A 13,166-nucleotide genomic window follows, 5' to 3' on the forward strand; every position below is an offset into this window, starting at 1 on the left:
TCTGTTGTCGCCGTGAGGAGAGGCCGTTGCGCCGCTGAGGTCCGAGATGCCGTGCCCCGTCCTACCGGTGTGCACGTGCGCGACCTCAGAAGCGAGCTGCCCGGGGAGCTGACGTTCCCCCCTTCCGGCGTTCTCCTCTCTGTGTTCTCCCCCCTGTGCCGTGGTCCGCGGCGCACGGCATCTCCCTGTGCAGTCCTGTTCGCACGTCGCGATGGAGATCCGCTGATGTCTCGTTCCCCTTCTTCTCGTTCCCCTTCTCCTTCCCCTTCCTCTTCTCCTTCCGTCGTCTGTTCCCGTCTGTCGTTCACCTGGCCGGAGGGCACCGACGTACTCGCCGACGTCTCCTGCGCACTGGGCGCCGGTCGAACCGGGCTGGTCGGCGACAACGGCAGCGGCAAGTCCACTCTGCTCCGGCTGATCGCCGGGCAGCTCACTCCCACGAGCGGCACCGTCCTGGTCGCAGGAGAGGTCGGATACCTCCCGCAGGATCTGACACTGGCCACCGAACGGCGCGTGGACGAGGTCCTGGGCATCGCGGACACCCGTGCCGCCCTGCACGCCATCGAGGCCGGTGACACCCGCCCGGAGCAGTTCGACGCGATCGGCGACGACTGGGACGTCGAAGAGCGCACCCGGGCCCTCCTGGATCAGCTCGGTCTCGGCCGGGTCGGGCTCGATCGCACGGTGGGCCAGGTCTCCGGCGGCGAGGCCGTGCTGCTGTCGCTGGCCGCGCTGCTGCTGGCCCGTCCCCAGGTACTGCTGTTGGACGAGCCGACCAACAACCTCGATCGAGCGGCCCGCCGACGCCTTTCGACGGCGCTCGCCGGCCACTGTGGTGCGGTGATCGTCGTCAGCCACGATCGGCAACTGCTGGAACAGGTGGATCAGATCGCCGAGCTGCGCAGCTCGGAGGTACGGGTCTTCACCGGCGGCCTCAGCGCCTACCGAACTGCCGTCGCGATCGAGCAGGAGGCCGCCACTCGCTCGGTACAGGCGGCCGAGGCACAGGTCGCCCGGGAGAAGAAGGAACTGGACCTGGCCCAGACCCGACAGGCCCGCAGTGTCCGGTACGGGAAGAAGATGTACGCGGACAACCGGCTGGACAAGACGACGATGCAGGCGAAGAAGCGCTCGGCCCAGGTCGCAGCGGGGAAGGAACGCGGTGTCCACGAGGAACGGCTGACTGCGGCGCGCGAGCGGTTGGACCGGGCGGAGGCACTGGTGCGCGAGGACGCGCCCCTCCGACTCGACCTGCCCGCCACGACCGTGCACCCGGGACGCGCGGTGCTGAGTCTGCGGAGCGTACAACTGCGTACGGGTGCGGTCATCGACACCGTGGATGTCCACGGACCGCAGCGCATCGCCCTGCTCGGTGGCAACGGCGCGGGGAAGACGACGCTGTTGCGCACCATCAGCGGGCAGCTCGCCCCGGTGGGGGACGGGGCGAGGGACGCGGTGTCCGTACGCGTACCGATGCGGTATCTGCCGCAGCGCCTGGACGTCCTCGACGACGACCGTACGATCGAGCAGAACGTGACCCGGCTGGCCCCCACCGCGACCGACAACGAGATCCGGGCCCAACTGGCTCGATTCCTCTTCCGGGGAGCTCGGGCCGAACAGCGGGTGGGAACGCTCTCCGGGGGCGAGCGGTTCCGTGCCACATTGGCCGCACTCCTGCTGGCCGACCCCGCTCCGCAGTTGCTCATGCTCGACGAGCCCACGAACAGCCTGGACCTGGCCAGCGTCACCCAACTCACCCAGGCGCTGGCCGGCTATCGCGGCGCGTTGATCGTCGCCAGTCATGACCGGGCGTTCCTCAAGGAGTTGGAGATCACCCGCTGGTGGACCCTGGACGCTGAAGGGCTGACCGAGGGGCGTCCCGAGGAACCAGCGGGCTGACCGGGGAACGAGGGGCTCGCCGAACGCCCGGGAGCCGAGGCGGTTCGGGCTGGACCGCTCCCGAGCACGTCAGCGGGTGCCCTGGCCTGATCCGGCCGCTGGTCGGAGCCTGGCAGCCTGCGCAAATGCCACAGAAGACCAGGTTCGGTCACACATGGAACTCGTACAGATGCGAAAGGTAATCATCCGAGCTCGACGGCGCACCGAATGAAAAGGTCACGAAAATGTATCGGACAAATCGAACACCAATCTTCACAGCAGCCACACGGTTTGGCTAGCGTGCTGGCTCAGGCAGCCCGCACCACTGCGGCGACCCACGCCGATCGGGCAGCCACGCCGAATTCGGTCTCCACCCCCATGGGAGACGGGAACCGGGGAACCACCGTGCATCACCGGGGTGAATCGGGCCTGTTCGTGCGCAGGCCCGTAGGGCTCTTCCGTCCGCCCGAACCCGACAGCTAACCCGGTAGGCGGCCTACGGAAGAAGGAGATGCCGGCCCTTGGTGTCGCATCGCAAGGCCCGAAGTCGCAAGGTAAAACCCTCACCTGCCGTGGGACTCACCACGGCGGCCATGGCGTCCGTCGGAATCCTCCCGGCGCAGGACGCACAGGCGGCGGATGACCGGACGCCATCCGTGGAGGAAGTCCAAGAGAAGATCGGCGCCCTGTACCGGAAGGCCGGTACGGGGATGCCGCCGCGGGGAGCGGCGCAGCAGGCAGCCGCCGAAGAACGCCGCGAGGTCGAGGAGTTGCGGTCCGACTACGCCCGACGCGCGGAACGCCTCAGGCAGACGGGCAGAGCCCTGGGATCCTCGGAGGAGCAGCACCCCGCGAAGCCATCGGCTCCGACCGAGCGGCCGAAGGCCCCGGGCGGTGCACCGGCCGAAGACGGTCGGAGAGTGCCGCTGGAGGCGGCGGCGGTCGGCACCCAACACCGCCCAATCGCCGAGAGAACGCAGCGAGCCGCATTCGCCGAAACACCGTCCGAGGCGGGTCGGCCCACCTCGCTCCCCCGCTCACCGAGCTTCCTCCGCACGGGAAAGCAGCAGGTGCAGTCGAAGCTGATCCAGGCGCGCTCCGTGCTGTGGCGGGGGGACGCCGAGGCCAGAGCCCGATTCGCGGCCGTCGAGCAGGAGATGGCGGCCGAGGCATGGCGGATCACCCAGGAGGAGGCCAGACACACGGCGATGGCCCGGGCCGCGGAGGAAGCGGAACTGAAACGGCTGGAGCGGGAGCGCCAGAGGCATCCGGGCTCGCCCTGGGGCGCGGCTCTCGCCGAAGGGGTGCTCGCCTTCGTCCGGGCCCAGTTGGGGAAGCCCTATGTACGGGGTGCGACGGGGCCGCGTTCCTATGACTGCTCGGGCCTGACACGGGCGGCCTGGAGAGCGGCCGGGGTGGATCTCCCCCGTACAGCCCGGGAGCAGGCGCATGCCGGGCGGCAGGTGGACATGGGCGGGCTACGCCCCGGTGACCTGGTCTTCTTCTATGACGACAGCAGCCATGTCGGCATCTCCATCGGCGGCGACAGAATGATCCACGCGCCGCAACCGGGCGTGGACGACCATGTGGAAGTGCGGGAGGAGTCGATCTACATGATGCCGATCCGAGGGATCGTCCGACCTGCCTGACATCTGACGGCTCCGCCCCGCGCGGACTCCCTCTCAGCGCGCAGTCCCGGCTGAACACACCCCGTGAACCGGCCCTGTTCGCCCCGTACGGATCGACCTTCGGGTCGGCCCCACGGGGCGGGCGGGCCGGGCGGGCCGGGCGGGTGTGCATGGCATGGCGTGCGTGGCGATGAAGGCCGTCCTACCGTGCGCGTCAGGTCCAGACGGTGGCGATGAAGATGTTCGCGACCGTCAGTCCACCGACCGCAGCGAACAGCCCCTTCTCGACGCTCTCCTCGTCCCGCTTGACGTACACCAGGCCCAGGATCACGACCAGCACCGCCATCTTGATGCCGATCTTGATGTTGTTCACCGTCTGGTCGTCGGCCTGGTTGAGGCCCACCAGTGCGACGCCGGTGACCAGCATCGTCAGCGCCCCGTGCAGCATGGCCGGATTGAAACGGGCAGTACCGGCAGATATCGCCTTCATCTGCGTCAGAAATCCGCCCAGCAGAGAAGCGATGCCGATGATGTGCAGCGCCACGAAGACATTGATGAGTGCGTCCATGGGGCGGAGCCTAGCCCTCCCCATATCACCACCCTCAGGTCAGGTGTACCTCATTCGCCGCATCGGTCACAGGGGTACGAAGTGGGTCACACCTCCCGCGGGAACCCCTTCAGAAATCAACGCGAGGTGGGCACCTTCCACCACATTCGGTCGATAGCACTCCACTAACGCCATCTCAGGCATACGGTCCTGGCCCAGGCGACCTCCCGCCTCCGGTTCCCCCTCACCGGCTTCACGGAAGGACGTGGACGCTCTCGTGGCCGCGCATCATCAGCACCGCAAGCCCCGAAAGTCCCGGCAGTACCCGCTCGCCGGCTCGGCCGTCCGCACGGCCAGCGCTCTCGCTCTCGTCGGAACTGCGACCGCCACCGCATTCCAAGGCACCGCACAGGCCGCCCCCGCACCCACCCCCACACAGATCAAGGCCGAGGTCGACGGTCTCCAGCGGGAGGCGAAGACCGCGGCGGAGCAGCATGACCGGGCTCGCCAGGCAGTAGCCCGCGAACGCGTCGCACTCGACGGGTTGCGGGACGCGGCCGTACGCGAGGTGGAGCGGCTCAACACCACCCGTCGCCTTCTCGGCTCCATCGCCGCCGCCCAGTACCGGGCCGGGGGCAGCGCACCCGGCCTGGAGGTCGCTTTCACCTCGACCCCGGACGAGTATCTGCGGCGGACCGCCTTCGCCGCACACATCGGTGACCGTCGGGCCGCGACGGTGGCCTCGGCCGAGCAACAGGCAAAGCGTCTGGCGACACTGCGGAAGCAGGGGAAGCGCACCGCCCTCGCGCTCCGCACCCACCAGGACGAGCAGGCACGGCACAAGGCGACCGTCCAACACAAGCTCGCAGCCGCCCAACAACTCCTCGGCGCCCGCTACGCCCTGCGCGTCGACCGGGCCGCGGGGCACGGCACACCAAGAGCGGCGGCCGTCACACCCATCGCCGAGCCGCACGCCACGGGCGCCGCCACCACCCGGGCCGACCGGGCCATCGCCTATGCCCGCCAAGCCATCGGGAAGCCCTATGTCTGGGGTGCGACCGGACCCGATGCCTTCGACTGCTCGGGACTGACCCGGGCCGCCTGGCAGTACGCGGGGGTCCAACTGCCCCGCACCACCTACGGCCAGATCGACTCGGGGACCCGGATCCCGCGATCCGCGCTCGCCCCCGGCGATCTGATCTTCTTCTACTCCGGAGTCAGCCATGTGGGGCTCTACATCGGCGACGGCAAGATGATCCACGCACCCCGGCCCGGTGAGAACATCCGCATCGCACCGATCGACGAGATGCCCTTCGCGGGGGCCACCCGCCCCGGGTGACCAACGGCTTCCCCGGAGCGCCGCTCCAGCCGGGTGGCAGCAGTGGTGCTCACCATCCGTGCGTTCGGCGATGTGGCGCCCCGGGAGTGCCTCATACCTCGCGGTAGGTCATGCCAGCGCACCAAGGGCTCCCTCCTTGGTGGTCACGGCCGGTGCGGGCGGGGGCGTGGTCGACGGTGGGCACGGTGGAGGTTTCGGGAGGCGGGACATCAGGTGTCAGGCAACCAGCGGCTGTTCCACATGGGGGCGGGTACCCGCGGGCCTCTGTATGCGTCGATGGGTCTCGTGCCGGCGGCTGCCGATGAGCGAAGTCGATTCGGTTGACGTGGACTTCGCAAGCACGGCGTTGCCCTTGCACGGCCCTCGGTGGTGAACTCCCAGCCAGATCAGACGACTTGTGGATTCGTGGAGGAAACCATACGGTTCAGTCGTGGAGTCTCGTCCACGAAACCACATGAGGAGTCGGCATGGACAACCTGAAGCTGCGCACGGCAGTGGTCGCCGCACTGGCCGACGTCGAGTCCGTCAAGGCCAAACTCACCAGCTTGCTGACGGAGATCGAAGGGACCGAGACCGTCGACCTCGGGCGCCAGGGTCGCTGGACGAAGGCGCAGGTCGCCCTGGTGTGGAGCAGGGTCGACCATCTTCCCGGTGTCCAAGCCCTGTTCGCCGCCACCGCGGAACGCCCCGACGAGAAGGTCACATTCACGGAGATCATCGAGCGCTCCGGGCTCGCCGAGCGTCAGCAGGCCAACGAGCACGCAGCCCTCAGCCGCATCTCCGCCCAGCTCTTCCAGGAGAAGCGCTGGCCCATCGAGAACAGCCAGGGCAGCATCGACAGCGCGACGGGCAAGGCGGAGATGCTGTACTGGATGGACGGCCGGATCGCCCGCTGGTGGCTCGACATCACGGCATAGGCGTCAGCGCACAAGCGTCACTGCACGGGCATATCGCGCAGGAGTCGCCCACGGGCGTCACGGTGGCGAGATCACCACTCGGCAACACCGTTCGAGCATCGTCGCGGCCCCTGGGCCAGCACGGCCGGACATCGCACGGCCGGTAGGGGTCCAGCCGTGCGAGGAGCCCGCCCGCCACAGGCTCACACCAGTCGTCGGGCCGTCGCCCAGCGCGTCAGTTCATGGCGGTTCGACAGTTGGAGCTTGCGCAGGACCGCCGACACATGCGACTCCACGGTCTTCACCGAGATGAACAGCTGCTTGGCGATCTCCTTGTAGGCGTACCCCCTCGCGATCAACCGCAGCACCTCCCGCTCCCGTTGGGTGAGCCGGTCCAGGTCCTCGTCGACCGGGGGTGCGTCGGTGGAGGCGAACGCATCGAGGACGAACCCCGCGAGCCGGGGTGAGAAGACCGCGTCCCCCTCCTGTACCTGGAAGATCGATTCCACCAGATCGGTGCCCGTGATCGTCTTGGTGACATAGCCGCGGGCACCGCCGCGGATCACTCCGATCACATCCTCCGCTGCGTCCGACACGGACAGTGCCAGAAAACGCACGGGGTCCTCGCCGGCCGCCATCAGGGAAGCACAGCGCCGCAGCACCTCGACGCCACCGCCACCCGGCAGATGGACGTCCAGCAGGACGACCTCGGGGCGCGTCGCCGTGATCACGGTGACCGCCTGGTCCACGTCCGCGGCCTCGCCGACCACCTCGACACCGGTGCGCTCGGTCGCTCCGATCTCCGCCTGGACACCGGTACGGAACATGCGGTGGTCATCGACCAGCACCACCCGCACCCGCCGCTCGCCGCTCTCCCCTGGCGCCGTCGCTTCGGTCATTGTTCCGCCCTCTCCATGGCCCGTTCCATCTCCAACTCGACCTCCGTACCCCCGCCGGGCGCCGGACGGAGTCGGGCCGTACCGCCGTTGCGCTGCATACGGCCGATGATCGACTCCCTGACGCCCATCCTGTCGTCCGGCACGGAGTCCAGGTCGAAACCGGGCCCCCGGTCCCGTACGGAGACATAGACCGTGCGGCCGTCGACTTCGGCGAAGACCTGGACCGCACCGCCCTCGCCACCGTACTTGGCCGCGTTCACCATTGCCTCGCGTGCGGCCTGCATCTGTGCGCTCAATCCGTCGTCGAGCGGACAGTCACCGACCACCACGACCTCCAGCGGGACGCCGTGCTTGTCCTCGACCTCGGCCGCCGCCTTCTTCACCGCATCCGCGAGGGTGTCGGGCTCCTCGGCCTCGTCCTTGCCCGTGCCCTCGGGTTTGTAGAGCCAGTTGCGCAGCTCACGCTCCTGGGCGCGGGCGAGGCGGCGCACCTCACCGGCGTCATCGGCGTTGCGCTGGATCAAGGTGAGGGTATGGAGTACGGAGTCGTGCACGTGCGCCGCGACCTCGGCGCGCTCCTGGGCCCGGATGCGCATGGTCCGCTCCTCCGAGAGGTCCTGGCTCATCCGAACCAGCCATGGGCCGGCGAGCAGGGCGATCCCGGAGAGCACGGCTATCGCGGCGGTGAGCACATTGCCGAGTTGCGCCGCCGACCCCCGGACGACGACGAAGACGCTGAAGCCCATGCCGACCAGCGCCACCCCGGCCAGGCCCCGCCCGAGTTGGAACAGCCGGCGACGACGGGTGTTGGCCTCGCTCCAGCGGGCACGGCGGGCGTTGTCCGCCTGGCGCCACACCAGGACGACACCCGCGCCGACCAGCACCGTCGGCCACACATAGCGGTTGGTACCGCTGCTGGTGTCGAGGTTGCCGACGAAGATCGATGCGCCGAAGACCAGGGCGATCATCGCGAACAGTTGGCCCTTGTCGGGCTTGCGGAGCCTTCGTCTGCCGTCGTTCGCCACCTCGAAGAGGGAGCGCGGCTGCGCACCCTTTCCGCCCACCCCGAGCGGTACGACGATCCAGAACACCGCGTACAGCAGGATGCCGAGTCCCTCGGTCATGAACAGGCCGAGGAAGACCAGCCGGACCCAGACGACCGGCAGACCGAGATGACCCGCCAGGCCCCGGGCGACCCCGCCGAGGAACCGGCCGTCGGCACTGCGGTAGAGCTTGCGCGGCGGTGCCTCCTCGGGCAACGGGGCGCGCGGAGGGGCGGCGGTACGGGGCGTGGCGGCGGGCATGCACCGATCGTCACACGGGAGAGGGCCCCGCGGTATCGGGGGCGACCCTGAGAGCACCCCGGGAAGGAACCCGATGCCCACCCGTATCCGGCCGGAGCGGGGCGGCCTCCGCCGAACCCGGAACCGCCACCGGCGCGACCCGGGGCAGCCGCCCCCTCGGATGTGGGTCTCTCAGGGATAGATCTCAGGGACGGGCCAGGGTCGGCGCGGGTGCCATCACGGACGAACGCCCGTCACCATGGACCTATGACAGAGCCGATCGCCTTCCCGTGCCAGGTGGTGCACGTATGACCGGGCCGACCGCCGCACGGGGAGCGGGTGGCAGTGCACCGTCCGCAGGGGACGCCGCCGGCGGACAGCCCGCGGGCGCGTCCCCGCGGACGTCGGACGCGCGTCCCGGCCAGCCCCAGCCCGACCTGGCTGAGGAGCGCCCGTTGCGCCGTGCGTCACGGCAGAAGGTCCTGGGCGGCGTCTGCGGCGGGCTGGGCCGGTACTGCGACATCGACCCGGTGATCTTCCGGATCGTGATCGGCGTGCTCGCGGCGGCGGGCGGCATCGGGTTGATCCTCTACGGGTTCGCCTGGCTCCTGGTGCCGCTGGACGACGACGGGGAGAGCGAGGCCCGTCGACTGCTCTCGGGCCGGGTCGACGGACCCGCGCTGACCGCGACCTTCCTCGCCCTCCTGGGCTGCGGCCTGTTCCTCACCATGCTGAACAGCGGGGGGACCCTCGCCTTCGCCGCCCTGCTCACCCTCACCATCTCCGGTGCGGCGGTGTGGTCGCAGCGTCGACGTACGGTGCTGGAAACCGCGCACGTCGACCGGGCGACCGCCCAGACGGTCTCCGAAGCGCCGCCCGAGACCAAGGCCCCTCCGGTGCGGGAGGCACCGTCGTGGTGGCGGGACCCGATCGTCAAGGACGGCTCCACCGGCCCGGCTCCCTCCGACTACCTCTGGGGTCCCGAAAGCGCCCTGTCCGAAGCCGCCAGGGCGGTCCCCGGCAAGGGCGCACCCCCACGGTCCCGGCCGGTGGGGCCACGACGCATCGGCGGCACGGTGTTCATGCTGGCCGTGGTCGCCGGCTTCCTGGGCACACGGATGAGCTGGGACGGCCACCCCTTGGGTACGAGCCTCCAGATCGGACTGGTCTGCGCCCTGGGAGTCTTCGGTCTGGGCATCGCCATCAGCTCGGTGATCGGCCGCACCGGAGTCGGTACGGTCATGTTGACGGTCGTCACCGCGCTCCTGTTGGCGGGCGCCGCTGCGCTGCCGAAGGACATCAGTACCCGGTGGCTCCAGAAGGAATGGGCGCCCACGGCGGTCTCGGACATCAAGCCCCGCTATGAGCTGGGCTCGGGCGACGCGACCCTCAATCTGACGGCCGTGCCGGTGCCGACCGGGGGTTCGGTCTCCACGACGGCGGAGGTGGGCGCCGGCCGGCTCAAGGTGGTCGTACCGAAGGACGCGGTGGTCACCGTGTGGGCCACGGCGGACTTCGGGGAGATATCCCTGCCGGGCGACGCCAAGAACGACATCGACATCTCTACCGACGTGGAGCGGCGGCAGAGCCTGCCGGCGCCCAAGGGCGCCAAGCCCATGGGCGGAATCGAACTGCGTCTCAAGGTGGCCATCGGCCAGGTGGAGGTGACCCGTGCCGCGTCCTGATGTCGAGCAGCCGAGGACCGAGGAGTCCCAGGCCCCCCGAGAGATCAGCAAGCCCAACGAGATCAACGAGATCAACGAGCCCAACGAGATCAACGAGGCTGGCCACACGACGGTGGCCGCTGACGCCCGGCCGGACGAAGGCCCGCCCGGCCGCTCCCGGTGCGCTCCCGCCTCCTCCTCAGCCTCCCGTGTCGTGCACGGCTTCAGACCGGGTCGGCTGCTCGCGGGACTCACGGCCCTCACGCTGACCCTGCTCTACGCGGGCGACGCGGCTGGGGCCTGGCACATCCCCTGGTTCATCGTCTTCCCGGTGATCACAGGGGGTCTGTCCCTCGCCGGTGTGGCGGGCCTCGTGCACTATGGCCTGCGGCGCCGCCGAGCAGACACGGCCGCATCCAGCGAGAGCACGGACGCCCCCGCCAGGACCAGCGGCAACCAGGCCATCAGATAGACCAGGTCATTGCCGTAGTAGTACGGCTCGGTCTGCCAGCTCACGGTCAGCCAGAGGCTCAAGGAGATCAGGGCGCCGCCCAGGGCCGCCAGCCGAGCCAGTAGTCCGATGAGGGTGCCGAGGCCGACGGCCACTTCACCGAAGGCCAGGGCATAGCCGAAGCCCTCGGGGTTCCTCAGACCGAGGTCGACCAGCCAGGGCACGGCGGAGGTGTCCCGGACATTGCGCATCAGATCGCCGATGGAGCCGGCGCCGCTGTCGCGGAGGAAGCTGCTGTCCGTGAGTTTGTCGAGACCGGCATAGATGAACGTGACACCGAGGAAGATCCGCAGCGGCAGCAGGGCGTAGCGGCCCGCCTGCTCCCGTCGGGTCCGCGTAGTGCCGTCCCCGGCTGTCCACCGATGGCTCGTGCTCATGGCTCTCCCACCTCCCGTTGGCCCGTCATCTGACACTACGGACACCCGGGCCGAAAAGCTCACCAGATGTTCGATTCATCCCCAGGGCGGTGGCGGCTGACGATCGATCCGGGCACGGACTCAGCTCCGGGCGTACGGTCCGTTACTCCGGGCCGTACGTCGGCGTCCCACCGGGCCGTAGCCCTGCCGCTCGCGGAGCGGGCGATGCCCCAGCGACCACGACGAACGCCGTCACCCGAACGAACGGATGACGGCGTCGGCCTTCAGCGGTGGGCGGTCACCCCCACTCGATGGTCACTCCCACTCGATGGTGCCCGGCGGCTTGCTGGTCACGTCCAGCACCACACGGTTGACGTCGGCGACCTCATTGGTGATCCGGGTGGAAATCTTCGCCAGCACGTCGTACGGCATCCGGGTCCAGTCCGCGGTCATCGCGTCCTCCGATGAGACCGGACGCAGCACGATCGGGTGGCCGTAGGTCCGCCCGTCGCCCTGGACTCCGACACTGCGGACATCGGCGAGCAGCACGACAGGGCACTGCCAGATCTCACGGTCGAGGCCGGCCGCGGTCAGCTCTTCACGGGCGATGGCGTCGGCCTCGCGCAGCAGGTCGAGGCGCTCGCGCGTGACCTCGCCGACGATGCGGATACCGAGGCCCGGGCCCGGGAAGGGCTGCCGCTGGACGATCTCGTCGGGGAGGCCCAGTTCCTGGCCGACCATCCGGACCTCGTCCTTGAAGAGCTTGCGCAGAGGCTCGACCAGCGCGAACTCAAGGTCCTCGGGGAGGCCGCCCACATTGTGGTGCGACTTGATGTTGGCGGTTCCGCTGCCGCCACCGGACTCCACGACGTCCGGGTAGAGGGTGCCCTGGACGAGGAAGGCGACTTCCTCGCCGTCGGCCGCGCCCTCGGCGACGATCTCGGCCTGCGCCTGTTCGAAGACGCGGATGAACTCACGCCCGATGATCTTGCGCTTCTCCTCGGGGTCGGAGACACCGGCGAGCGCGGTCAAGAAGCGTTCCTGCGCGTCGACGACCTTCAGCGATACGCCGGTGGCCGCGACGAAGTCCTTCTCGACCTGCTCGGTCTCGCCCTTGCGCATCAGCCCGTGGTCGACGTAGACGCAGGTCAGCTGCGATCCGATCGCCTTCTGAACGAGCGCAGCCGCAACCGCGGAGTCCACGCCGCCGGAGAGGCCGCAGATGGCGCGCTTGGTGCCGACCTGCTCACGGATGAGGGCGAGCTGCTCCTCGATGACATTGCCGGTCGTCCACACCGGCTCGATGCCGGCGCCACGGTAGAGGAAGTGCTCCAGCACCTGCTGTCCGTGCGTGGAGTGCATGACCTCCGGGTGGTACTGGACGCCGTACAGCTTCTTCTCGTCGTTCTCGAAGGCCGCGACCGGTACGACGTCGGTCGACGCGGTGACGGTGAAGCCCTCGGGCGCGGCGGAACAGGCATCGCCGTGGGACATCCACACGGGCTGCTCGGACGGCGTGCCTTCGAAGAGGGTGGAGCCTGGCTTGCTGACGTGCAGCGGAGTGCGTCCGTACTCACGGGCGCCGGTGTTGTCGACGGTGCCGCCGAGGGCGGTCGCCATCAGCTGGAATCCGTAGCACATGCCGAAGACGGGGACACCGGCCTCGAAGATCGCCCGGTCGAGCTTCGGAGCGTGCTCGGCGTAGACGGAGGACGGACCGCCGGAGAGGATGATCGCCTTGGGCTTCTTGGCCAGCATCTCGGCGACGGGCATCGTCGAGGGCACGATCTCGCTGAAGACCCGTGCCTCACGGACGCGGCGGGCGATGAGCTGGGCGTACTGCGCGCCGAAGTCGACTACGAGTACGACATCGGGCTCGGCAGCGGGAGACGCTGATGACACTGGCGGCCTTCCGGCGGGACTGGGTTTCGGTTCTCCCGATTCTACCGGGGCCAAGGGGGCGTCCCGGTCCGCGGAAGTTCCCACTCCGTCTCACCATCCGAACCCGGCGTTGGCTGCGCTGCGTCACCGGTCCATACTGATTCCATGCTTCAGCAGCTGACCTTCGAATTTACCTATGGCACCGGCCCGTCCGGCTGCCATGGTCGTGCTGTTTGAGCTAGTGACAAACGACTTCCCAGGCGCCCCGGGCCGATATGGCTCGG

The 13,166-nt window shown here is 69.2% G+C and carries 11 protein-coding genes and 1 riboswitch; of the genes, 6 read left to right on the plus strand and 5 right to left on the minus strand.

The features are described from left to right. Positions 1-225: 225 nt before the first annotated feature. Both ACFXJL_RS04245 and ACFXJL_RS04250 read left to right on the plus strand, forming a co-directional pair. A complete protein-coding gene (locus ACFXJL_RS04245) occupies positions 226-1,899 on the plus strand; it encodes an ABC-F family ATP-binding cassette domain-containing protein (protein WP_384688992.1) in 1,674 nt (557 codons plus the stop codon). Positions 1,900-2,223: 324 nt separating this feature from the next. After that, positions 2,224-2,388, plus strand: a riboswitch (cyclic di-AMP (ydaO/yuaA leader). Between the two features lie 62 nt (positions 2,389-2,450). After that, positions 2,451-3,527 (plus strand): C40 family peptidase, encoded by a 1,077-nt coding sequence (locus ACFXJL_RS04250; protein ID WP_384688995.1) that lies wholly within the window; start codon positions 2,451-2,453, stop codon positions 3,525-3,527. 193 nt (positions 3,528-3,720) lie between these two features. Here the strand turns inward: ACFXJL_RS04250 and ACFXJL_RS04255 are convergent, their stop codons facing one another. Beyond that, complete coding sequence (locus tag ACFXJL_RS04255) at positions 3,721-4,074, minus strand: hypothetical protein (RefSeq protein WP_384688998.1); 354 nt, start codon at positions 4,072-4,074, stop codon at positions 3,721-3,723. A 256-nt stretch (positions 4,075-4,330) separates the two neighbouring features. On the opposite strand from ACFXJL_RS04255, the gene ACFXJL_RS04260 reads away from it, so the two are divergent. Together ACFXJL_RS04260 and ACFXJL_RS04265 are read left to right on the plus strand one after the other, a co-directional pair. Then, a complete protein-coding gene (locus ACFXJL_RS04260; RefSeq protein WP_384689001.1) occupies positions 4,331-5,392 on the plus strand; it encodes an NlpC/P60 family protein in 1,062 nt (353 codons plus the stop codon). 467 nt (positions 5,393-5,859) lie between these two features. Beyond that, positions 5,860-6,309 carry a hypothetical protein gene (locus ACFXJL_RS04265; RefSeq protein WP_358876420.1) on the plus strand — a complete coding sequence of 150 codons (450 nt, stop codon included), beginning with the start codon at positions 5,860-5,862 and terminating at the stop codon, positions 6,307-6,309. A gap of 182 nt (positions 6,310-6,491) precedes the next feature. Here the strand turns inward: ACFXJL_RS04265 and ACFXJL_RS04270 are convergent, their stop codons facing one another. Both ACFXJL_RS04270 and ACFXJL_RS04275 read right to left on the minus strand, forming a co-directional pair. Next, a complete protein-coding gene (locus ACFXJL_RS04270; protein ID WP_329022331.1) occupies positions 6,492-7,187 on the minus strand; it encodes a response regulator transcription factor in 696 nt (231 codons plus the stop codon). Beyond that, on the minus strand, positions 7,184-8,491 hold the full coding sequence (locus tag ACFXJL_RS04275; RefSeq protein ID WP_329022329.1) for a PspC domain-containing protein: 1,308 nt from the start codon (positions 8,489-8,491) through the stop codon (positions 7,184-7,186). Before ACFXJL_RS04275 ends, ACFXJL_RS04270 begins: the two co-directional genes overlap by 4 nt. A gap of 287 nt (positions 8,492-8,778) precedes the next feature. Here ACFXJL_RS04275 and ACFXJL_RS04280 point away from each other — a divergent pair, with 287 nt between their 5' ends. Both ACFXJL_RS04280 and ACFXJL_RS04285 read left to right on the plus strand, forming a co-directional pair. Beyond that, positions 8,779-10,155, plus strand: a complete 1,377-nt coding sequence (locus ACFXJL_RS04280; protein ID WP_384689006.1) for a PspC domain-containing protein — start codon at positions 8,779-8,781, stop codon at positions 10,153-10,155. Then, complete coding sequence (locus ACFXJL_RS04285; protein WP_384689009.1) at positions 10,142-10,606, plus strand: hypothetical protein; 465 nt, start codon at positions 10,142-10,144, stop codon at positions 10,604-10,606. The genes ACFXJL_RS04280 and ACFXJL_RS04285 overlap by 14 nt, the downstream gene beginning before the upstream one ends. Here the strand turns inward: ACFXJL_RS04285 and ACFXJL_RS04290 are convergent. Both ACFXJL_RS04290 and guaA read right to left on the minus strand, forming a co-directional pair. After that, on the minus strand, positions 10,513-11,022 hold the full coding sequence (locus ACFXJL_RS04290; protein ID WP_384631694.1) for a DoxX family protein: 510 nt from the start codon (positions 11,020-11,022) through the stop codon (positions 10,513-10,515). The two genes, ACFXJL_RS04285 and ACFXJL_RS04290, sit on opposite strands and share 94 nt — an antisense overlap. Positions 11,023-11,316: 294 nt before the next feature. Further along, a complete protein-coding gene (gene guaA / locus ACFXJL_RS04295) occupies positions 11,317-12,903 on the minus strand; it encodes a glutamine-hydrolyzing GMP synthase (protein WP_358876424.1) in 1,587 nt (528 codons plus the stop codon). Positions 12,904-13,166: the final 263 nt, after the last annotated feature.

The organism is Streptomyces sp. NPDC059256 (assembly GCF_042753785.1).
GTDB lineage: Bacteria > Actinomycetota > Actinomycetes > Streptomycetales > Streptomycetaceae > Streptomyces.

Coding starts and splice junctions, on each gene's coding strand:
- ACFXJL_RS04275 (WP_329022329.1), bottom strand. CDS start 8,491: ATGCCCGCCGCCACGCCCCGTACCGCCGCCCCTCCGCGCGCCCCGTTG.
- ACFXJL_RS04280 (WP_384689006.1), top strand. CDS start 8,779: ATGACCGGGCCGACCGCCGCACGGGGAGCGGGTGGCAGTGCACCGTCC.
- ACFXJL_RS04290 (WP_384631694.1), bottom strand. CDS start 11,022: ATGAGCACGAGCCATCGGTGGACAGCCGGGGACGGCACTACGCGGACC.
- ACFXJL_RS04270 (WP_329022331.1), bottom strand. CDS start 7,187: ATGACCGAAGCGACGGCGCCAGGGGAGAGCGGCGAGCGGCGGGTGCGG.
- ACFXJL_RS04245 (WP_384688992.1), top strand. CDS start 226: ATGTCTCGTTCCCCTTCTTCTCGTTCCCCTTCTCCTTCCCCTTCCTCT.
- ACFXJL_RS04255 (WP_384688998.1), bottom strand. CDS start 4,074: ATGGACGCACTCATCAATGTCTTCGTGGCGCTGCACATCATCGGCATC.
- ACFXJL_RS04265 (WP_358876420.1), top strand. CDS start 5,860: ATGGACAACCTGAAGCTGCGCACGGCAGTGGTCGCCGCACTGGCCGAC.